We start from the raw sequence: 18,599 nt of genomic DNA, 5'->3' as shown, positions 1-18,599 counted from the left end.
GAGTGGGATGGACGGATTTCGCGGACAAGGTCCGCTCCTACGCAAGCAGATGGCTCCGCGCCGGAGATCGGCGTGATCGGTTATCACAAATGAAAAAGCCCCGCATGAGCGGGGCTTTTTCATTTCAGCGCTGGACGATCAGATCGCGCCGCGCTGGCGCAGCAGGTCGAGGACCGCCTTGACGCCCTCTTCCACCGGCTGGGTCTGGGTATCGATCACCAGATCGGCATCCAGCGGCACATCGTAGGGGAAGGACTCGCCCGGGATGTTGTCCAGGCCGGCAGCGTACAGGCCCTGCGGATCACGCTCGCGGCAGATCTGCGGGGACGCCTGGACGTAGACGGTGACCAGGCGTTCGGCGCCGATCAGCGCCCTGGCCTGCTCGCGGCCTTCGGCGCTCGGGGCGACGAAGGCGCACAGGCTGATCAGGCCGGCCTCGTTGAACTGCTTGGCGACGTGGGCGGTGCGCAGCCAGTTCTCGGTGCGGCCGGCGCGGTCGTGCGGCAGTCCCTTGTTCAGGTCGTGGCGCAGGTTCTGGCCATCCAGCACGAAGACCGCGCGGCCCATGTCGAACAGCTTGCGCTCCACGGCGTAGGCCAGGGTGCTCTTGCCGGCGCCGGAGAGGCCGCTGAACAGCACGGTGGCCGGCTGCTGGCCGAAGCGCGCGGCGCGCTCCTCACGGGCGACATGGGCATTCGCGCCATGGTGCGCGACAGTGCCGTGGCCGGCCTGCGGCGCGGCGACGATCATGCCGGCGCCGACGGTGCCGTTGGTCAGCCGGTCGATGACGATGAAGGCACCGGTGGTGCGGTTCTGCGCATAGCCGTCCAGCGCGATGGGCGCATCCAGGCTGACCTTCACGCGGGCGATCTCGTTGAGCCCGAGTTCGCTGGCGGCGGTCTCTTCCAGGGTGTTCACGTCCACCTTGTGGGTGATGCTCGGGATCGAGCCCGGCACGTAGCTGGTGGCGCGCTTGATGTCGTATTTCTTGCCCGGCAGCATCGGCTCTTCGGCCATCCACACCAGCATGGCGTCGAAGCCGTCGGTCACCCGCGGACGGTTGTCGGCATGCACCAGCATGTCGCCGCGGGAGACGTCGATCTCGTCTTCCAGGGTCAGGGTGATGGCCTGGCCGGGACCGGCCTGCTCCAGTTCACCGTCGTAGGTGACGATGGACCTGACCTTGCTGCCCTTGCCCGACGGCAGGGCCACGACCTCGTCGCCCTTGCGCACGACGCCGCTGGCGAGGGTGCCGGCGAAGCCGCGGAAGTTCAGGTTCGGACGGTTGACGTACTGCACCGGGAAGCGCATGTCGTCGAGGTTACGGTCGCCGGCGATCTCCACGGTCTCGAGGATTTCCATCAGCGACTGGCCGCTGTACCAGGGCGAACGCTCGGACTTGTTGACCACGTTGTCGCCCTTCAGAGCCGACATCGGCACGAAGTGCAGCGAGTTGGTCTTCAGGTGGATCTTCTCGGCGAACTGCAGGTAGTCGGCCTTGATCTGCTCGAAGACGCCCTGGTCGAAGTCCTTCAGGTCCATCTTGTTGACGGCGACGACGATGTGCTTGATGCCCAGCAGCGAGGCGATGTAGCTGTGCCGGCGGGTCTGGGTCTGCACGCCGTAGCGGGCGTCGATCAGGATGATGGCCAGGTCGCAGGTGGATGCGCCGGTGGCCATGTTGCGGGTGTACTGCTCATGGCCGGGGGTGTCGGCGATGATGAACTTGCGCTTGGCGGTGCTGAAGTAGCGGTACGCCACGTCGATGGTGATGCCCTGCTCGCGCTCGGCCTGCAGGCCGTCCACCAGCAGCGCCAGGTCGACATCGTCGCCGGTGGTGCCGACTTTCTTCGAGTCGCGGGTGATGGCCTCGAGGTGGTCCTCGTAGATCATCTTGGAGTCGTGCAGCAGGCGCCCGATCAGGGTGCTCTTGCCGTCGTCGACGTTGCCGCAGGTGAGGAAGCGCAGCAGTTCCTTGCGCTCGTGCTGGGCCAGGTAGGCGAGGATGTCCTCGCTGATCAGATCGGATTGGTGACTCATTTCATTCGAGCTCCAAGCTGTAAGCTTCAAGCGGCAAGCTTGTCAGTACACAGCTAGTCAGAAATTTTGCTGATCAGCCCGTGCAGCATGCGCGACAGCTCACGGGTTTCTTTAATCCACTCAGTTGCACGCGATTCCCCGATGTAGCCGATTTCGTAGCCAATCATCGCTTGGGTTCGCAGCTCCCCACAGGAGCCCTTGGCTATCCAGAGAAAACGACATTTCTCCTTGTCGCTTTCTCTCTCCATGCCGTCGGCGATATTGCTTGGAATCGAAAGCGCTGAGCGAGTGATCTGGTCCTTGAATCCCAAGTCCCGGCACTCTGCCAGCGCTTTGAAAACCGTTACCGCTAATCGCTTAGACCGCAGCCAAACTTCCAGCCTTTCAAAATCCATATCGAAGGCCTCCGATTGCTTTTACTTAAAGCTTATCGCTTGCAACTTGCAGCTCTTCGTCAGAAGTAGCCCTGACGTTTCTTTTCTTCCATCGAGCCGGCGGCGTCGTGGTCGATGACCCGGCCCTGGCGCTCGGAAGTCCGCGTCAGCAGCATTTCCTGGATGATTTCCGGCAGCGTGGTGGCGGTGGACTCCACCGCGCCGGTCAGCGGGTAGCAGCCCAGGGTGCGGAAACGCACCATCTTCTTCTGGATGCTGGCCTTCTGCTCGGGGCTGAGGTGCTCGAGGATGCGCTCGTCGTCGATCATGATCAGCGCGCCGTTCATCTCGATGACTTCGCGCTCGGCGGCGAAGTACAGCGGCACGATCGGGATCTGTTCCAGGTAGATGTATTGCCAGATGTCCAGCTCGGTCCAGTTCGACAGCGGGAAGACGCGGATCGACTCGCCCTTCTTCACCTTGCCGTTGTAGACGTTCCACAGCTCGGGGCGCTGGTTCTTCGGGTCCCAGCGGTGCTTGCTGTCGCGGAAGGAGTAGACGCGCTCCTTGGCGCGGGACTTCTCCTCGTCGCGGCGCGCGCCACCGAAGGCGGCGTCGAAGCCGTACTTGTCGAGCGCCTGCTTCAGCCCTTCGGTCTTCATGATGTCGGTGTGCTTGGCACTGCCGTGGGTGAAGGGGTTGATGTCCTGCGCAACGCCATCGGGGTTGACGTGGGTGATCAGGTCCAGGCCCATGTCGGCGACCATCTTGTCGCGGAAACTGTACATCTCCTGGAATTTCCAGCGAGTGTCGACGTGCATCACCGGGAACGGCAGCTTGCCGGGGAAGAACGCCTTGCGCGCGAGATGCAGCATCACCGCGCTGTCCTTGCCGATCGAGTAGAGCATCACCGGGTTATCGAACTCGGCGGCGACCTCGCGGATGATGTGGATGCTCTCCGCTTCCAGCTGTTTCAGATGCGTCAGTTTGTCGACCATGGCTACTCACGGAATTGCTTATGGACGGCCTTCGGGCCGTAGACGAGGGCGCACTCTAACACAGCGCAAGACTCTAACCGGCGCGCCTTTTATACCGAAAAAATATACTTATATAGCCGTCCGCGCTCACTGCTGGAGCCCGCCGGATCGCCGGCCGGCGCGGCATTCCCGTGATGGCGTGGCGGATGGCGGAAGCCGCCAAGGCAACCTCGGGCGACGGAGCCGTCCGCCCCACGGAGGGAGCCCGACGCGCACCCATACCGATCATCCGGAAAATGCCTCCCGCGACCCGCCGGGAGCCTCTGCTTCGCGCCTCGCACTTGCCTGGGAAGCGCTCTGCGCTAGCATAGCGGGCACTGTTCCCGTCCCAGAAGATTCCCCATGCGCCGCATCGCTCTCGCCCTGCCATTGCTCGTCCTGATTTCAGCGTGCAGCAGCAAACCGACCACCACTCCGACGGCGCGCGCCAAGCCGCAGGCGCCCACCCTCGTCACCCCCGCCGCCCACCCGGCGTTCGGCTCGGTGCAGCCGATCATCCCGCTGCGCGGCGACTTCGCCAACAATCCGAACGCGCAACGCTTCATCGACAGGATGGTGAGCCAGCACGCGTTCAATCGCCAGGACCTGCAGGAGCTCTTCGCCCAGACCCGCGAGCTGGACTGGGTGATCCGCCTGATGGACCGCCAGGCGCCGACCTACACGCCGCCCAGCGGGCCGAACGGCGCCTGGTTGCGCTACCGGAAGAAGTTCGTCACCCCGGACAACGTGCAGAACGGCGTGCAGTTCTGGAACCAGTACGAGGGCGACCTGATGCGCGCCTACCGTACCTACGGCGTACCGCCGGAAATCGTCGTCGGCATCATCGGCGTGGAGACCCGCTGGGGCCGCGTGATGGGCAAGACGCGGATCATCGACGCCCTGGCCACCCTGTCGTTCTCCTACCCGCGCCGCGCCGAGTTCTTCAGCGGCGAGTTGGAGCAGTTCCTCCTGCAGGCGCGCAAGGAGGGCGACGACCCGCTGGCGCTGCGCGGCTCCTACGCCGGCGCGATGGGCTACGGGCAGTTCATGCCGTCGTCGTTCACGAAATACGCGGTGGATTTCGACGGCGACGGCCACATCGACCTGTGGAACCCGCGCGACGCCATCGGCAGCGTGGCCAACTACTTCAAGCAGCACGGCTGGATCAGCGGCGACATGGTGGCCGTGCCCGCCACCGGCCAGGCGCCGGCGCTGGAGAATGGCTTCCAGACCATGTACCCGGTCGCCACCCTGACCGCCGTCGGGCTGCGCCCGCAGGGCCCGCTCAACGGCCACCAGCAGGCCAGCCTGCTGCGCCTGGACATGGGCCGCAACTACCAGTACTGGTACGGCCTGCCGAACTTCTACGTGATCACCCGCTACAACCACAGCACGCACTACGCCATGGCGGTCTGGGAGCTGGGCAAGGCGGTGGGCCAGGCGCGGCAGCGCTACGCCTCGGTTCCGTGAGCGTTTCCGCCGGGAACGGCCGCGGTCGGTCTCAGGCGGGATTCGGGCAATCGATGAACAGGTGTTCGACGGCGAAGCGCCTGGCCAGGTAGTCGCCCAGCGCCTGCACGCCGTAGCGCTCGGTGGCGTGGTGGCCGGCGGCGATGAAGCTGATGCCGTTTTCCCGCGCGCTGTGCACGGTCTGCTCGGAGACTTCGCCGGTCAGATAGGCATCCACGCCGGCGGCGATCGCCTGGTCGATGTATCCCTGGGCACCGCCGGTGCACCAGGCGATGCGCCGGATCGGCCGCTCGCCCGCCACCAGCAGCGGCTCGCGGCCCAGCACATCGCGCACATGCAGCGCCAGGTCGCTCGGCAGCATGGGCTCGGACAGCGAGCCGACCAGCACGATGGAGCGCGGATCGCCCGGCTCCAGCGGTCCCTCGATGTCGAAGCCGAGCTGGCGGCCGAGCTGCACGTTGTTGCCCACCTCGGGATGCAGGTCCAGCGGCAGGTGGTAGGCCAGCAGACTGATGTCACGGCTCAGCAGGGTCTTCAGGCGACGCTGCTTCATGCCGACCACGCAGGGGTTTTCGCCCTTCCAGAAATAGCCGTGGTGCACCAGCACCACATCGGCCTCGGCATCCACCGCGGCATCCAGCAGCGCCTGGCTGGCGGTCACGCCGCTGACGATGCGGCGCACCTGCGGACGGCCCTCGACCTGCAGGCCGTTGGGGCAGTAATCCTGGACCTTCGCGGTGCCCAGATAACGGTCGGCTTCCTCGACCAGGGTGCTCAGTGCGATAGCCATCGAAATTCCTCCAACATCGCCGCGAGCGTCTATTTTCTTGGCTCGCCGCCCGTATAATGGCCGCCACCCTATCGGCCATCCCCCGGCCAAGCAACCCCAAGGATTTTCTTCGATGCTGAAGGCCCTGCGTTTCCTCGGCTGGCCCGTGCTGGTTGGCGTCCTGCTGGCGCTGCTGATCATCCAGCATAACCCCCAGTGGGTCGGCCTGCCGCAACAGGAAGTGCACCTGCAGCAGGCTCCGCTGCTCAGCCGCCTGCAGCAGGGCCCGGTCAGCTACGCCGACGCCGTGACCAGCGCCGCCCCCGCCGTGGCCAACCTGTACACCACCAAGATGGTCAGCCGGCCGAACAACTCGATGCTCGACGACCCGCTGTTCCGCCGCTTCTTCGGCGATAACCTGCCGCAACAGAAGCGCATGGAATCGAGCCTGGGTTCGGCGGTGATCATGAGTCCGGAAGGCTACCTGCTGACCAACAACCACGTGACCACCGGCGCCGACCAGATCGTCGTGGCCCTGCGCGACGGCCGCGAGACCATCGCCCACCTGGTGGGCAGCGACCCCGAGACCGACCTCGCGGTGCTGAAGATCGACCTCAAGGACCTGCCCTCGATCATGCTCGGCCGCTCCGACGGCATCCGCACCGGCGACGTCTGCCTGGCCATCGGCAACCCCTTCGGCGTCGGCCAGACCGTCACCATGGGCATCATCAGCGCCACCGGCCGCAACCAGCTGGGCCTGAACACCTACGAGGACTTCATCCAGACCGACGCGGCGATCAACCCGGGCAACTCCGGCGGCGCGCTGGTGGACGCCAACGGCAACCTGATCGGCATCAACACCGCGATCTTCTCCAAGTCCGGCGGCTCCCAGGGTATCGGCTTCGCCATCCCGACCAAGCTGGCCCTGGAAGTCATGCAGTCGATCATCGAGCACGGCCAGGTGATCCGCGGCTGGCTCGGCGTCGAAGTGCAGCCGCTGACCCCGGAACTGGCGGAATCCTTCGACCTCAAGGGCAAGGCCGGCATCGTCGTCGCCGGTGTCTACCGCGACGGCCCCGCCGCCAAGTCGGGCCTGCTGCCGGGCGACATCATCCTGAACATCGATGGCGAGGCCGCCAGCGATGGCCGCCGTTCGATGAACCAGGTGGCGCGCACCAAGCCGGGCCAGAAGATCGCCATCGAAGTGCTGCGCAACGGCAAGCCGGTGACGCTGAATGCCGAAGTCGGCCTGCGTCCGCCACCGACTCCCAACGGCGGCTGACCGATCCTGAAAACGAAAACGGCGCCCTCGGGCGCCGTTTTCGTTCATCGCGACAGGCTTACAGCTTCAGGCGCAGCGCATCCAGCAACGCCTGGTTCTGCTCGTCGGTGCCGATGGTGATGCGCAGGAACTGGTTGATCCGCGCCTGCTTGAAGTGGCGCACGATCACGCCCTCCTCGCGCAGGGCCGCGGCCAGCTCGGCGCCGTCGCGCTGCGGATGGCGGGCGAAGATGAAGTTCGCCGCCGAGGGCAGCACCTCGAAGCCCAGCGCCCCCAGTTCGGCCACCAGCTTCTCGCGGCTGTCGATCACCGCGCGGCAGGTCTGCTCGAAGTAGGCCCGGTCCTCGAAGGACGCCACCGCGCCGGCCAGCGCCAGGCGGTCCAGCGGATAGGAGTTGAAGCTGTTCTTCACCCGCTCCAGCGCCTCGATCAGGTCCTCGTGACCAACCGCCAGGCCGACGCGCAGGCCGGCCAGGGAGCGCGACTTGGACAGCGTCTGCGCCACCAGCAGGTTCGGGTAGCGGTTCACCAGCGAAATCGCGCTCTCGCCGCCGAAGTCGACGTAGGCTTCGTCCACCAGCACCACGGTATCCGGATTGGCCTTGAGCAGACGCTCGATGGCCTCCAGCGGCAGCAGGCAGCCAGTCGGCGCGTTGGGGTTGGGGAAGACGATGCCGCCGTTGGGACGCGCGTAGTCTTCCACGCGGATCTGGAACTGCTCGTCCAGCGGCAGCGCTTCGAAATCGATGCCGTACAGACCGCAGTAGACCGGGTAGAAGCTGTAGGTCACGTCGGGGAACAGCAGCGGCCTGCCGTGCTGGAACAGGCCGTGGAAGGCGTGCGCCAGGACCTCGTCCGAACCGTTGCCGACGAACACCTGCGAGGGCTTCACCCCGTAGTACTCGGCGATGGTCTGCTTGAGGCGGTCGGCGTTGGGGTCGGGATACAGGCGCAGGCCGTCGTTCAGCTCGGCCTGGATCGCGGCGATCACCTTCGGCGACGGGCCGTAGGGGTTCTCGTTGGTATTCAGCTTGACCAGCCGCGCCAGCTTCGGCTGCTCGCCCGGCACGTAGGGCACCAGTTCCTTGACGAAGGGACTCCAGAACTTGCTCATGCGTTATTCACCCTTCTCCAGAATGCGGAATTCGGCGCTGCGCGCGTGGGCGGTCAGCGACTCGCCACGGGCCAGGATCGAAGCGGTCTTGCCCAGCTCGGAAGCGCCCGGCGCCGAGCAGAAGATGATCGAGGAACGCTTCTGGAAGTCGTACACGCCCAGCGGCGAGGAGAAGCGCGCGGTGCCGGAAGTCGGCAACACGTGGTTCGGGCCGGCGCAGTAGTCGCCCAGCGCCTCGGCGGTGTAGCGGCCCATGAAGATGGCGCCGGCGTGGCGGATCTCCGGCAGCCAGCTTTCCGGGTCGGCCACCGACAGTTCCAGGTGTTCCGGGGCGATGCGGTTGGCGACCTGGCAGGCCTGCTCCTGGTCGGCGACCAGGATCAGCGCGCCACGGTTCTGCAGCGAGGTACGGATGATCTCGGCGCGCTCCATGGTCGGCAGCAGCTTGTCGATGCTGGCGGCGACCTTGTCGAGGAAGGCGGCGTCGGGGCTGACCAGGATGGCCTGGGCGTCCTCGTCGTGCTCGGCCTGGGAGAACAGGTCCATGGCGATCCAGTCCGGATCGGTGCCGCCGTCGCAGACCACGAGGATCTCGGACGGGCCGGCGATCATGTCGATGCCGACCTGGCCGAACACGTGGCGCTTGGCGGTGGCGACGTAGATGTTGCCCGGGCCGACGATCTTGTCCACCTGCGGCACGCTCTCGGTGCCGTAGGCCAGCGCGGCCACCGCCTGAGCGCCGCCGACGGTGAAGACGCGGTCGACGCCGGCGATGCAGGCGGCGGCCAGGACGATTTCATTGATTTCGCCGCGCGGGGTCGGCACCACCATCACCACTTCGGCGACGCCGGCGACCTTGGCCGGGATGGCGTTCATCAGCACGGAAGACGGGTAGGACGCCTTGCCGCCCGGCACGTACAGGCCGGCGCGGTCCAGCGGAGTGATCTGCTGGCCGAGCACGGTGCCGTCGGCTTCGGTGTAGCGCCAGGAATCCTGCTTCTGCTTCTCGTGGTAGCTGCGCACGCGCTCGGCGGCGGTTTCCAGCGCTTCACGCTGGGCCGGGGTGATGCGGGTCAGGGCCAGTTCCAGGCGCTCGCGCGGCAGGATCAGGTCGGCCATGGACTTGGCATCGACGCCGTCGAAGCGCTGGGTGAACTCCACCAGGGCGGCGTCACCACGGCTGCGCACGGCGCCGATGATGTCCAGCACGCGCTGGTTCACCGCATCGTCGGAGACGCTTTCCCAGGAGAGCAGATGGTCCAGATGACGCGCGAAGTCCGGATCGGCGGCGTTGAGACGACGGATGGCGATGGGTGCGGTCATAGCTGGCCTCTTTAATTGGCGTGATCTCGGGCGCCGCAAGACTATCAAGCCTACCGTGCGGGCACCCGAGAAAATTTGGCTATGACACGGATAGGCGGGCGCGGCGGGAAGGCCGCGCGGGGAATTACGCCCGGTGTCGAGACTCCACCGCTTCGCGCAGGGTGTCGATCAGCGCCTGGATGCGTGCGTGCTGCATCTTCATCGAGGCCTTGTTGACGACCAGCCGCGAGCTGATGTGGGCGATCAGTTCCTGGGGTTCCAGGCCGTTGGCGCGCAGGGTGTTGCCGGTGTCGACCACGTCGATGATCTTGTCGGCGAGGCCGACCAGCGGTGCCAGCTCCATGGAGCCGTACAGCTTGATCACGTCGACCTGGCGGCCCTGTTCGGCGTAGTAGCGCTTGGCGACGTTGACGAACTTGGTGGCCACGCGCAGACGGCCCTTGGGCTCCGGCGCGCCGACCGCACCGGCGGTCATCAGCTTGCAGTTGGCGATCTTCAGGTCCAGCGGCTCGTACAGGCCCTGGCCACCGTACTCCATGAGCACGTCCTTGCCCGCCACGCCGAGATCGGCGGCGCCGTGCTCGACGTAGGTCGGCACGTCGGTGGCGCGCACGATCAGCAGGCGCACGTCATCGAGGGTGGTGGGGATGATCAGCTTGCGGCTCTTGTCCGGATTCTCGGTCGGCACGATGCCCGCCGCTGCGAGCAGCGGCAGGGTGTCGTCGAGGATGCGGCCCTTGGACAGGGCAATCGTCAGCATGGTCTGGTTCAGCCCTAGCCCGGCACGCGGCGAATCTTCGCCCCGAGCAGTTGCAGTTTCTCTTCGATGCACTCGTAGCCACGGTCGATGTGGTAGATGCGGTCGATCAGGGTATCGCCCTCGGCCACCAGGCCGGCGATGACCAGGCTGGCGGATGCGCGCAGGTCGGTGGCCATCACCGGGGCGCCCTTGAGCCGCGGAACGCCGGTGACGATGGCGGTGTTGCCTTCGACCAGGATCTGCGCGCCCATGCGGTTCATTTCATAGACATGCATGAAGCGGTTCTCGAACACGGTCTCGATGACCGCGCCGGTGCCTTCGGCCACCGCGTTCAGGGAGATGAACTGGGCCTGCATGTCGGTCGGGAAGGCCGGGTACGGCGCGGTGCGGATGTTCACCGCCTTCGGCCGGTTGCCCTTCATGTCCAGCTCGATCCAGTTGCTGCCGGTGTTGATCTGCGCGCCCGCCTCGTCCAGCTTGGCCAGCACGGCTTCGAGGATGGTCGGATCGGTGTCCTTGAGCTTGACGCGGCCACCGGTGGCGGCGGCGGCGACCAGGTAGGTGCCGGTCTCGATGCGGTCGGGCATGACGCTGTAGCGGGCGCCACCCAGGCGCTTCACGCCATTGATGATGATGGTGTCGGTGCCGGCGCCCTGGACGTCACCACCCATGGCGTTGATGCAGTTGGCCAGGTCGACGACCTCGGGCTCGCGCGCGGCGTTTTCCAGCACGGAGCGGCCATTGGCCAGTGCGGCGGCCATCATGATGTTCTCGGTACCAGTCACGCTGACGGTATCGAAGAAGAAGTGCGCGCCTCGCAGACCGCCGGCCGGGGCCTTGGCCTTGATGTAGCCGCCTTCGACGGTGATCTGCGCGCCCATGGCCTCCAGGCCGCGGATGTGCAGGTCCACCGGACGCGAACCGATGGCGCAGCCGCCGGGCAGCGCGACTTCGGCTTCACCGAAGCGGGCGACCATCGGGCCGAGCACCAGGATCGACGCGCGCATGGTCTTCACCAGCTCGTAGGGCGCCACCAGGGTCTTGATGGTGCTGGCGTCGACTTCGACGTTGAGCTTCTCGTCGATGATCGGCTGCACGCCCATGCGGCCGAACAGCTCGATCATGGTGGTGATGTCGTGCAGGTGCGGCAGGTTGCAGACGGTCACCGGAGTGTCCGCCAGCAGGGTCGCGGCGAGGATCGGCAGCGCGGAGTTCTTGGCGCCGGAGATGCGGATCTCGCCATCGAGACGAGTGCCGCCGGTAATGATCAGTTTGTCCATTGCAATTTTTCCCCGTGGGCTCAGGAACGCTCGGCCCAGGTGGCGCGGCTGAAGAATTTCATGGTGACGGCATGGATGGCGCCGGAGGCGATCCACTCGTTCAGGTGGGCATAGATCTGCTGCTGACGCTTCACCGGGCTCAGGCCGGCCAGTTCGTCACTGATCAGGTTCAACTGGAAGTTGCAGCCTTCACCTTCCACTTCAACCTGGGTACCTGGCAGTTTCGACTCCAGGAAGTTTTTGACTTCTACGGCCTGCATGCTCAACCTCGTTCGGCGCCCTACGCGCGCGGGTCGGCAATGATACAAAAAAGCCCTCCGCCTGCGAACCCCGGCGGGGGAAGTCGCGGACGGAGGGCTTTCCTTTGGTGTTTCAGTGCTGCAGCGGCAGGATCTCCAGGAGACCGCCAACCTGGGCGATCTCCTGCATGTCCTTGGGCATTCCGACGATCTGCAGCGTCTTGCCGGCCTTGCGCGCATCACGGGTGAAGGACAGCAGCAGCGACAAACCGACGCTGCTGGAGCGCTCCACTGCCGAGCAGTCCAGGCGCAAGGCGCTGGCCTTGCTCGCGGCGATCAGGCAGCCGCCCTGCTCGCGCAGCGCCGGGCCGGTGCTGTAGTCCAGCACGCCGGCCAGCGCCAGCTCGCCAGCGGCGCGCTCCGTGACGCTGCCCTGACTCATTGGGCGCTGCCTTCCGGCTTCTGGCCCTTGGCGGCGTCCTTGGCCTTGGCGACGACCTGACCCCAACCGGCAATGGTCGCTTCCAGATCGTTGCGGTTCTTCTGCATGGAGTCGGCGAACTGGTCGCGGAACAGCTTGCCGATGTTGATGCCGTTGATGATCACGTTACGCAGGCGCCAGTTGCCGCCCTGGCTGACCATGGTGTACTGCACCGGGTACACGGCGCCGTTGGAGCCGACCACTTCCATGTTGACCGCGGTACGCTCCGGGTCCTGCTTGCCGCTGGACGGCAGCACGCGGATGGTCTGGTTGTCGTACTCGAGCAGCGCGTTGCCGTAGAACTGGAACAGGCTGTTCTTGAAGGTTTCCTCGAAGCGCTTGATCTGCTCCGGGGAGGCCTGGCGCGAATACTTGACGGTCATCACGCCCTTGGCGATGCCCTCGGCATCCACCACCGGACCGAGGATGCGGTTCAGGGTGTCGTAGAACGCCTGGGGATTGGTCTTGTAGGAGGCCTTGTTGGTTTTCAGGTCGCTCAGCAGGCTGTCGACGGTCTGCTGCACCACCTGCTGGGCGGTCTGCTCGGCCTGAGCGAACAGCGGCAGCGTGGCGAGCAGGACCAGAAGGCCGCGACGCAGGATTTTCAGCATGGAGTGAGTCCTCATTTCTTCGAGTCGTCTTTGTTGACCGAGTTAAGCAGGAATTTGCCGATCAGGTCTTCGAGCACCAGGGCGGACTGGGTGTCCTTGATGGTATCGCCGTCCTTGAGCAACTCCTCGTCGCCGCCGACGCTGATACCGATGTACTTCTCACCCAGCAGGCCGGCGGTGAGGATGGAGGCGGTGGAGTCATCCGGCAGGTTGTCCACCTGATGGCTGATCTCCATGGTCACGCGCCCGCGGTAGCTGTCGTGATCCAGGTCGATCGCGGTGACCTTGCCGATGGTGACGCCGGCCATGGTCACCTTGCCGCGCACGGTGACACCGGAAATATTATCGAAATAGGCATACAGCTTGTAGGTATCGCCCGAGTCGCCAATGGTCAGGCCGCTGACCCGCAGGGCCAGCAGCAGCAGGGCCAGCAGACCGGCCAGAATGAACAGGCCTACACCGAGTTCCAGGGTGCGGGTTTGCATCAGAAGTCTCCAAACATCAAAGCGGTCAGGATGAAGTCCAACCCCAGCACGGCCAGGGAGGCATAGACTACGGTACGCGTCGTTGCGCGGCTGATACCTTCCGAGGTGGGCTCGCAGTCATAGCCCTGGAAGACGGCGATCCATGTCACCACGAAGGCGAACACCACGCTCTTGATCACACCATTGAGGATGTCCTTGGTGAACTCCACGCTGTTCTGCATGTTCGACCAGTAGGAGCCGTCGTACACACCCAGCCAGTCCACCGCGACCATCGCCCCGCCCCAGATGCCGACGACACTGAAGATCGCCGCCAGCAGCGGCATGGAGATGAAACCGGCCCACAGGCGCGGCGCGATGATGTACTTGAGCGGGTCGACGCCGATCATCTCCAGGCTCGACAGCTGCTCGGTGGACTTCATGTTGCCGATTTCGGCGGTCAGCGCCGAACCGGCGCGTCCTGCGAACAACAGACCGGTAACCACCGGCCCCAGTTCACGTAACAGGGTCAGCGCCACCATCTGGCCGACCGCCTGCTCGGAACCGTAGCTCACCAGGATGTTGTAGCCCTGCAGGGCCAGCACCATGCCGATGAACAGCCCGGACACCACGATGATCGCCAGCGACAGCACGCCCACGGAATACAGCTGCTTGATCAGCAGCTGGAAAGCCCCGCCGTGAACGCTACGTCCCAGGACCGCATGCACCAGGAACAGGGTCGAACGGCCGAGCGCCTCGAGGACATCGAGGCCCGCACGCCCGAGCAGACGGATTCGCTCGAGCAGTGAAGTCTTGCGCATCAGCGTTCTCCCAGCAGGTCGGCGCGATAATCGCGGGCAGGATAGTGGAACGGCACGGGACCGTCGGGGATGCCCTTCATGAACTGGCGCACGCGCGCGTCATCGAGCTGCTGCAGCTGATCCGGCGTACCGTGCCCGAGCACGCGGCCGTCGCCGACGATATAGATGTAGTCGGCGATGCTGGCCGTCTCCGCCAGGTCGTGCGACACCACGATGCTGGTGATGCCCAGCGCATCGTTGAGCAGGCGGATCAGGCGCACCAGGACGCCCATGGCGATCGGGTCCTGGCCAACGAAAGGTTCGTCGTACATGAGGATCTGCGGGTCCAGCGCGATCGCCCGCGCCAGCGCCACACGCCGCTTCATGCCGCCGGACAGCTCGTCCGGCATCAGCTCCACCGCCCCGCGCAGGCCGACGGCCTGCAGCTTCATCAGGACGATGTCACGAATCATTTCATCCGGAAGCTGGGTATGCACCCGCAGCGGGAAGGCGACGTTCTCGAAAACATCCAGGTCGGTGAACAGCGCTCCGCTCTGGAACAGCACGCCGAACTGCTTGCGCATGTCGAACAGGTCGCCGCGACCGAGCGTGGGGAGGTTCCGCCCGTTGACCCACACCTCGCCACTGGAAGGGCGCAGCTGGGCGGCGATCAGCCGCAGCAGGGTGGTCTTGCCGCAACCCGAAGGCCCCATGATCCCGGTGACCTTGCCGCGCGGAATGCAGATGTCGACGTTATCGAAAATCGCACGCTGGCCGCGCTTGAAGGTCAGCCCCTTCAACTCGACAGCGTATTGGTCGTTCGTGCTCATAGAACTCCTTGCATCACGGCGCTGTCCCTGTAGCCCGCCCCACCACGAGGGTACGGCACGGCGCGACAGGCCGAACGGCCGCGAACTATAGCACTCCGGCAAGCGGCGCCCCAAGGCCCGACAGGGCTCATTAAGGAAGGCTTCAGCAAAATACACGCACATTGGCAATGTGCGTGATGAGCCTTTGGCGCTTTCCCGTTATAATCCCGCCCTTCATTTCGCCCCACGCCTTTCGAACATGAGCCAGAATCACGATTTCATCCACTCGGCACAACGCACCATAGGTCTCGAGCGCGACGCCGTGGACTCACTGCTGGCGCGCATCGGCGCGAACTTCACCCACGCCTGCGAACTGCTGCTGGAGTGCAAGGGTCGCGTCGTGGTGGTCGGCATGGGCAAGTCCGGGCATATCGGCAACAAGATCGCCGCCACCCTGGCCAGCACCGGCACCCCCGCGTTCTTCGTGCATCCGGCCGAGGCCAGCCACGGCGACATGGGCATGATCACCCGCGACGACGTGGTCATCGCCCTGTCCAACTCCGGCTCGACCGCTGAAATCGTCACGCTGCTGCCCCTGATCAAGCGCCTGGGCATCACCCTGATCAGCATGACCGGCAATCCGGAGTCGCCGCTGGCCAAGGCCGCGGTCGTCAACCTGGACGCCAGTGTCGAGCAGGAAGCCTGCCCGCTGAACCTCGCCCCCACCTCGTCGACCACCGTGTCGCTGGTGCTCGGCGACGCCCTGGCCATCGCCCTGCTCGAAGCCCGCGGCTTCACCGCCGAGGACTTCGCCTTCTCGCACCCGGGCGGCGCGCTGGGCCGCCGTCTGCTGCTCAAGGTCGAGAACGTGATGCACGTCGGCGAGGAACTGCCCCAGGTACTGCTGGGCACCTCGCTCAGCGGCGCGCTGCTGGAGATGACCCGCAAGGGCCTGGGCATGACCATCGTCCTGAACGAAGCCGGCGCGCTGGCCGGCATCTTCACCGACGGCGACCTGCGCCGCACCCTGGACAAGGGTCTGGACGTGCGCCAGGTGAGCATCGACCAGGTCATGACCCTCCACGGCAAGACCGCGCGCCCCGACATGCTGGCCGCCGAAGCCCTGAAGATCATGGATGACCACAAGATCAGCGTCCTCGTCGTGGTCGATGACCAGGACCGCCCGGTGGGCGTCCTGCATATCCACGACCTGACCCGCGCAGGAGTGATCTGAATGAGCGCCGACCTGCTGCAGCGCGCCCGGGCCGTTCGCCTGGCGGTCTTCGACGTCGATGGCGTGCTGACCGACGGCAAGCTCTACTTCCTGCCCGATGGCAGCGAGTTCAAGACCTTCAACACCCTGGACGGCCACGGCATCAAGATGCTCATCGCCTCCGGCGTGCGCACCGCGATCATCACCGGCCGGCAAAGCCCGGTGGTCGAGCGCCGCGCGCGGAACCTGGGCATCCACCACCTGTACCAGGGCCGCGAGGACAAGCTGGTCGCCCTCGACCATCTACTGGCCGAACTCGGTCTAGGCTATGAAGAGGTCGCCTACCTGGGCGATGACCTGCCCGATCTGCCGGCCATCCGCCGCGCCGGCCTGGGCATGGCGGTGGCCAGCGCCGACGCGTTCGTCCGCCAGCATGCCGACGGCGTCACCCAGGCTCGCGGCGGTGAAGGTGCGGCACGCGAATTCTGCGAGCTGATCCTGCGCGCCCAGGGCAATCTCGAAGCCGCGCAGAACGCGTACCTCTAGAGCCGAACATGCCCAAGACACTCCGCCAGAAGCTACTGTTCGCCCTGATCGCCTTCCTGCTGGTCGCGCTCGGCTATTACTGGAACGTTCGCCTGGACTTCAACGAGCGCCAGCTCAAGTCGCAGGGCAATGACGCCATCGATTTCTATGCGGTCAACGCCAGTGGTGTGCAGTACCGCGTCGACGGTACGCTCGCCTACGAGATGACCGCGGACAAACTGGAACACCTGAAAGCCACCGACGTGACACTGGTCACCACGCCCGACATGCACTTCTACCGTGTGCAGGAGCCGCTGCCGTGGCACGTCCAGAGCGTTCGCGCCGAAGTGGGCCCCGAGGGCAAGCAGATCGAGCTGATCGACGACGTGCGCGTGTCGCGCACCGATGCGCAGCAGCGCACCCTGCTGCTCAACACGAGCCGCCTGACGGTGTTCCCGGACAAGGACTTTGCGCAGACTGACCAGCCGGTGAAGATCACCGAACCCAACGGTGTGACCACGGCCAATGGAATGAAAGCGTATCTGAAAGACAGCCGGATAATCCTGCTGTCCAACGTAAGAGGTCAGCATGAGGTTCGTTAAAACCCTCCCCCTTCTCCTCAGCCTCGCCGCCGCCATCGGCAGCTCCGCCGCCTGGGCCCTTCCCACCGACCGGGAACAGCCCATTCGCGTCCAGGCGGACAGCGCCGAGCTGGACGACAAGCAAGGTGTCGCCGTCTACCGCGGCGACGTGGTGGTGACCCAGGGCAGCATGAAGCTGACCGGCAACACCGTCACCCTCAAGCAGAACAAGGACGGCGAAATCGAGGTCGTCACCTCGGTGGGCAAGCCTGCCTACTTCGAGCAGAAGCCCGCGCCGGACAAGGAGATCACCAAGGCCTACGGCCTGACGATCCAGTACTTCGTCACCCAGAACCGCGTCGTGCTGATCGACCAGGCCAAGGTGATCCAGGAAGGCAACACCTTCGAAGGCGAGAAGATCGTCTATGACACCCAGCGCCAGATCGTCAACGCAGGCCGCGCCACCGGCGCCCAGGTGACCACACCGCGCCCGCGTATCGACATGGTCATCCAGCCCAAGAAAAAGCAGGATCAAGCGCAGTAATGGCCACGCTCACCGCCCAGCACCTCGCCAAGAGCTACAAGAGCCGGCAAGTGGTCCGCGATGTCAGCATGAGCATCGACAGCGGACAGATCGTCGGCCTGCTCGGCCCCAACGGAGCGGGCAAGACCACCTGCTTCTACATGATCGTCGGCCTGGTCCGCGCCGACCAGGGCGTGGTCCGCATCGACGACCAGGACGTCACCCACCTGCCCATGCACGGCCGCGCACGCGCCGGCATCGGCTACCTGCCGCAGGAAGCCTCGATCTTCCGCAAGCTGTCGGTGGCCGACAACATCAGCGCGATCCTCGAGACGCGCAGCGACCTGGATCGCGCCGGCCGCCAGGAAGCACTGGAAAGCCTGCTCGAGGAATTCCACATCCACCACATCCGCGACAACCTCGGCATGAGCCTGTCCGGTGGTGAACGTCGCCGCGTGGAAATCGCCCGCGCCCTGGCCAGTTCGCCGAAGTTCATCCTGCTGGACGAACCCTTCGCCGGCGTCGACCCGATCTCCGTGGGCGATATCAAGCAGATCATCCACCACCTCAAGGCCAAGGGCATCGGTGTGCTGATCACCGACCACAACGTCCGCGAGACGCTGGATATCTGCGAAACCGCCTACATCGTCAACGACGGTCAACTGATCGCCGAGGGCAGCGCCGAGACCATCCTCGCCAACGACCTGGTGAAGGAAGTCTATCTGGGTCACGAGTTCCGCCTCTGACCCGGAGGCCGCCCTCCACGGGCGGCGCCCCACCCCCTTCCTGACGGCCCGGAGCTGCCTCCGGCGCCGCGTATTCTGCCGCGCCGCATCCGCCCGGCGGGCAGCCTGCAACGAAAGGTCGACAGGCCCTAGGCAAAGCGTTCAGACTCAGGCATATAATTTGCTTCCTCGCGGCGCCCCGG

Annotated in this window: 21 protein-coding genes; 7 read left to right on the top strand and 14 right to left on the bottom strand. The window is 65.4% G+C overall.

Annotation, left to right across the window (positions count from 1 at the left end):
* Positions 1-138 precede the first annotated feature (138 nt).
* Genes cysN through cysD form a run of 3 tightly spaced genes read right to left on the bottom strand, consistent with a single transcriptional unit; the run spans position 139 to position 3,412 of the window.
* A complete protein-coding gene (gene cysN, locus AC3B6A_RS05280) occupies positions 139-2,040 on the bottom strand; it encodes a sulfate adenylyltransferase subunit CysN (protein WP_488401248.1) in 1,902 nt (633 codons plus the stop codon).
* A gap of 53 nt (positions 2,041-2,093) precedes the next feature.
* Complete coding sequence (locus tag AC3B6A_RS05275; RefSeq protein WP_488401247.1) at positions 2,094-2,435, bottom strand: four helix bundle protein; 342 nt, start codon at positions 2,433-2,435, stop codon at positions 2,094-2,096.
* Between the two features lie 59 nt (positions 2,436-2,494).
* Positions 2,495-3,412, bottom strand: coding sequence for a sulfate adenylyltransferase subunit CysD (cysD, locus tag AC3B6A_RS05270; protein ID WP_488401246.1), 918 nt, complete (start codon positions 3,410-3,412; stop codon positions 2,495-2,497).
* Between the two features lie 381 nt (positions 3,413-3,793).
* Here cysD and mltB point away from each other — a divergent pair, with 381 nt between their 5' ends.
* Complete coding sequence (mltB, locus tag AC3B6A_RS05265) at positions 3,794-4,900, top strand: lytic murein transglycosylase B (RefSeq protein WP_488401245.1); 1,107 nt, start codon at positions 3,794-3,796, stop codon at positions 4,898-4,900.
* A gap of 31 nt (positions 4,901-4,931) precedes the next feature.
* Here the strand turns inward: mltB and AC3B6A_RS05260 are convergent, their stop codons facing one another.
* Positions 4,932-5,690, bottom strand: a complete 759-nt coding sequence (locus tag AC3B6A_RS05260) for a Nif3-like dinuclear metal center hexameric protein (RefSeq protein WP_488401244.1) — start codon at positions 5,688-5,690, stop codon at positions 4,932-4,934.
* Between the two features lie 112 nt (positions 5,691-5,802).
* Here AC3B6A_RS05260 and algW point away from each other — a divergent pair, with 112 nt between their 5' ends.
* Positions 5,803-6,951, top strand: a complete 1,149-nt coding sequence (algW, locus tag AC3B6A_RS05255; RefSeq protein WP_488401243.1) for a Do family serine endopeptidase AlgW — start codon at positions 5,803-5,805, stop codon at positions 6,949-6,951.
* 58 nt (positions 6,952-7,009) lie between these two features.
* Here algW and hisC read toward each other — a convergent pair whose 3' ends face one another.
* From hisC to AC3B6A_RS05205, 10 genes are all read right to left on the bottom strand, one after another.
* Positions 7,010-8,065: a histidinol-phosphate transaminase gene (hisC, locus tag AC3B6A_RS05250; RefSeq protein WP_488401242.1), complete on the bottom strand. Its 1,056-nt coding sequence runs from the start codon at positions 8,063-8,065 to the stop codon at positions 7,010-7,012.
* 3 nt (positions 8,066-8,068) lie between these two features.
* The gene (hisD, locus tag AC3B6A_RS05245; RefSeq protein ID WP_488401241.1) at positions 8,069-9,388 is read right to left on the bottom strand and encodes a histidinol dehydrogenase; all 1,320 of its coding nucleotides are present in this window, start codon (positions 9,386-9,388) and stop codon (positions 8,069-8,071) included.
* A 124-nt stretch (positions 9,389-9,512) separates the two neighbouring features.
* A complete protein-coding gene (gene hisG, locus AC3B6A_RS05240) occupies positions 9,513-10,148 on the bottom strand; it encodes an ATP phosphoribosyltransferase (RefSeq protein ID WP_017518137.1) in 636 nt (211 codons plus the stop codon).
* A gap of 14 nt (positions 10,149-10,162) precedes the next feature.
* Positions 10,163-11,428, bottom strand: coding sequence for a UDP-N-acetylglucosamine 1-carboxyvinyltransferase (gene murA, locus AC3B6A_RS05235; protein WP_488401240.1), 1,266 nt, complete (start codon positions 11,426-11,428; stop codon positions 10,163-10,165).
* Between the two features lie 20 nt (positions 11,429-11,448).
* Positions 11,449-11,688, bottom strand: coding sequence for a BolA family protein (locus AC3B6A_RS05230; protein WP_488401239.1), 240 nt, complete (start codon positions 11,686-11,688; stop codon positions 11,449-11,451).
* A gap of 112 nt (positions 11,689-11,800) precedes the next feature.
* The gene (locus AC3B6A_RS05225; protein WP_488401238.1) at positions 11,801-12,109 is read right to left on the bottom strand and encodes an STAS domain-containing protein; all 309 of its coding nucleotides are present in this window, start codon (positions 12,107-12,109) and stop codon (positions 11,801-11,803) included.
* A complete protein-coding gene (locus AC3B6A_RS05220; RefSeq protein WP_488401237.1) occupies positions 12,106-12,759 on the bottom strand; it encodes a Tgt2/MlaC family protein in 654 nt (217 codons plus the stop codon). Before AC3B6A_RS05220 ends, AC3B6A_RS05225 begins: the two co-directional genes overlap by 4 nt.
* Before the next feature lie 11 nt (positions 12,760-12,770).
* The gene (gene mlaD, locus AC3B6A_RS05215) at positions 12,771-13,244 is read right to left on the bottom strand and encodes an outer membrane lipid asymmetry maintenance protein MlaD (RefSeq protein ID WP_488401236.1); all 474 of its coding nucleotides are present in this window, start codon (positions 13,242-13,244) and stop codon (positions 12,771-12,773) included.
* Entirely contained in the window at positions 13,244-14,041 is a 798-nt protein-coding gene (gene mlaE, locus AC3B6A_RS05210) for a lipid asymmetry maintenance ABC transporter permease subunit MlaE (RefSeq protein ID WP_488401235.1), read from the bottom strand. Before mlaE ends, mlaD begins: the two co-directional genes overlap by 1 nt.
* Positions 14,041-14,850 carry an ATP-binding cassette domain-containing protein gene (locus AC3B6A_RS05205; protein WP_488401234.1) on the bottom strand — a complete coding sequence of 270 codons (810 nt, stop codon included), beginning with the start codon at positions 14,848-14,850 and terminating at the stop codon, positions 14,041-14,043. The genes mlaE and AC3B6A_RS05205 overlap by 1 nt, the downstream gene beginning before the upstream one ends.
* Before the next feature lie 238 nt (positions 14,851-15,088).
* Between AC3B6A_RS05205 and AC3B6A_RS05200 the strand changes: the two genes are divergently transcribed.
* The 5 genes from AC3B6A_RS05200 to lptB are packed head-to-tail and all read left to right on the top strand — an operon-like array spanning position 15,089 to position 18,417.
* The gene (locus AC3B6A_RS05200; protein ID WP_488401233.1) at positions 15,089-16,063 is read left to right on the top strand and encodes a KpsF/GutQ family sugar-phosphate isomerase; all 975 of its coding nucleotides are present in this window, start codon (positions 15,089-15,091) and stop codon (positions 16,061-16,063) included.
* On the top strand, positions 16,064-16,588 hold the full coding sequence (locus AC3B6A_RS05195; RefSeq protein ID WP_488401232.1) for a KdsC family phosphatase: 525 nt from the start codon (positions 16,064-16,066) through the stop codon (positions 16,586-16,588).
* A gap of 8 nt (positions 16,589-16,596) precedes the next feature.
* Positions 16,597-17,169: an LPS export ABC transporter periplasmic protein LptC gene (gene lptC, locus AC3B6A_RS05190; RefSeq protein ID WP_488401231.1), complete on the top strand. Its 573-nt coding sequence runs from the start codon at positions 16,597-16,599 to the stop codon at positions 17,167-17,169.
* Positions 17,156-17,692, top strand: coding sequence for a lipopolysaccharide transport periplasmic protein LptA (gene lptA / locus AC3B6A_RS05185; RefSeq protein ID WP_488401230.1), 537 nt, complete (start codon positions 17,156-17,158; stop codon positions 17,690-17,692). Before lptC ends, lptA begins: the two co-directional genes overlap by 14 nt.
* On the top strand, positions 17,692-18,417 hold the full coding sequence (gene lptB / locus AC3B6A_RS05180) for an LPS export ABC transporter ATP-binding protein (protein ID WP_488401229.1): 726 nt from the start codon (positions 17,692-17,694) through the stop codon (positions 18,415-18,417). Before lptA ends, lptB begins: the two co-directional genes overlap by 1 nt.
* The last annotated feature ends 182 nt before the right edge of the window (positions 18,418-18,599 follow it).

Source organism: Pseudomonas sp. B12(2026) (assembly GCF_057767015.1).
Note: the sequence above shows the minus strand (reverse complement) of the source record. Positions and strands in the feature narration are given on the sequence as shown.

What these genes read in the sequence shown, in the direction of transcription:
- cysN (WP_488401248.1), bottom strand. Translation starts at nt 2,040, where the DNA reads ATGAGTCACCAATCCGATCTGATCAGCGAGGACATCCTCGCCTACCTG.
- AC3B6A_RS05275 (WP_488401247.1), bottom strand. Translation starts at nt 2,435, where the DNA reads ATGGATTTTGAAAGGCTGGAAGTTTGGCTGCGGTCTAAGCGATTAGCG.
- cysD (WP_488401246.1), bottom strand. Translation starts at nt 3,412, where the DNA reads ATGGTCGACAAACTGACGCATCTGAAACAGCTGGAAGCGGAGAGCATC.
- mltB (WP_488401245.1), top strand. Translation starts at nt 3,794, where the DNA reads ATGCGCCGCATCGCTCTCGCCCTGCCATTGCTCGTCCTGATTTCAGCG.
- AC3B6A_RS05260 (WP_488401244.1), bottom strand. Translation starts at nt 5,690, where the DNA reads ATGGCTATCGCACTGAGCACCCTGGTCGAGGAAGCCGACCGTTATCTG.
- algW (WP_488401243.1), top strand. Translation starts at nt 5,803, where the DNA reads ATGCTGAAGGCCCTGCGTTTCCTCGGCTGGCCCGTGCTGGTTGGCGTC.
- hisC (WP_488401242.1), bottom strand. Translation starts at nt 8,065, where the DNA reads ATGAGCAAGTTCTGGAGTCCCTTCGTCAAGGAACTGGTGCCCTACGTG.
- hisD (WP_488401241.1), bottom strand. Translation starts at nt 9,388, where the DNA reads ATGACCGCACCCATCGCCATCCGTCGTCTCAACGCCGCCGATCCGGAC.
- hisG (WP_017518137.1), bottom strand. Translation starts at nt 10,148, where the DNA reads ATGCTGACGATTGCCCTGTCCAAGGGCCGCATCCTCGACGACACCCTG.
- murA (WP_488401240.1), bottom strand. Translation starts at nt 11,428, where the DNA reads ATGGACAAACTGATCATTACCGGCGGCACTCGTCTCGATGGCGAGATC.
- AC3B6A_RS05230 (WP_488401239.1), bottom strand. Translation starts at nt 11,688, where the DNA reads ATGCAGGCCGTAGAAGTCAAAAACTTCCTGGAGTCGAAACTGCCAGGT.
- AC3B6A_RS05225 (WP_488401238.1), bottom strand. Translation starts at nt 12,109, where the DNA reads ATGAGTCAGGGCAGCGTCACGGAGCGCGCCGCTGGCGAGCTGGCGCTG.
- AC3B6A_RS05220 (WP_488401237.1), bottom strand. Translation starts at nt 12,759, where the DNA reads ATGCTGAAAATCCTGCGTCGCGGCCTTCTGGTCCTGCTCGCCACGCTG.
- mlaD (WP_488401236.1), bottom strand. Translation starts at nt 13,244, where the DNA reads ATGCAAACCCGCACCCTGGAACTCGGTGTAGGCCTGTTCATTCTGGCC.
- mlaE (WP_488401235.1), bottom strand. Translation starts at nt 14,041, where the DNA reads ATGCGCAAGACTTCACTGCTCGAGCGAATCCGTCTGCTCGGGCGTGCG.
- AC3B6A_RS05205 (WP_488401234.1), bottom strand. Translation starts at nt 14,850, where the DNA reads ATGAGCACGAACGACCAATACGCTGTCGAGTTGAAGGGGCTGACCTTC.
- AC3B6A_RS05200 (WP_488401233.1), top strand. Translation starts at nt 15,089, where the DNA reads ATGAGCCAGAATCACGATTTCATCCACTCGGCACAACGCACCATAGGT.
- AC3B6A_RS05195 (WP_488401232.1), top strand. Translation starts at nt 16,064, where the DNA reads ATGAGCGCCGACCTGCTGCAGCGCGCCCGGGCCGTTCGCCTGGCGGTC.
- lptC (WP_488401231.1), top strand. Translation starts at nt 16,597, where the DNA reads ATGCCCAAGACACTCCGCCAGAAGCTACTGTTCGCCCTGATCGCCTTC.
- lptA (WP_488401230.1), top strand. Translation starts at nt 17,156, where the DNA reads ATGAGGTTCGTTAAAACCCTCCCCCTTCTCCTCAGCCTCGCCGCCGCC.
- lptB (WP_488401229.1), top strand. Translation starts at nt 17,692, where the DNA reads ATGGCCACGCTCACCGCCCAGCACCTCGCCAAGAGCTACAAGAGCCGG.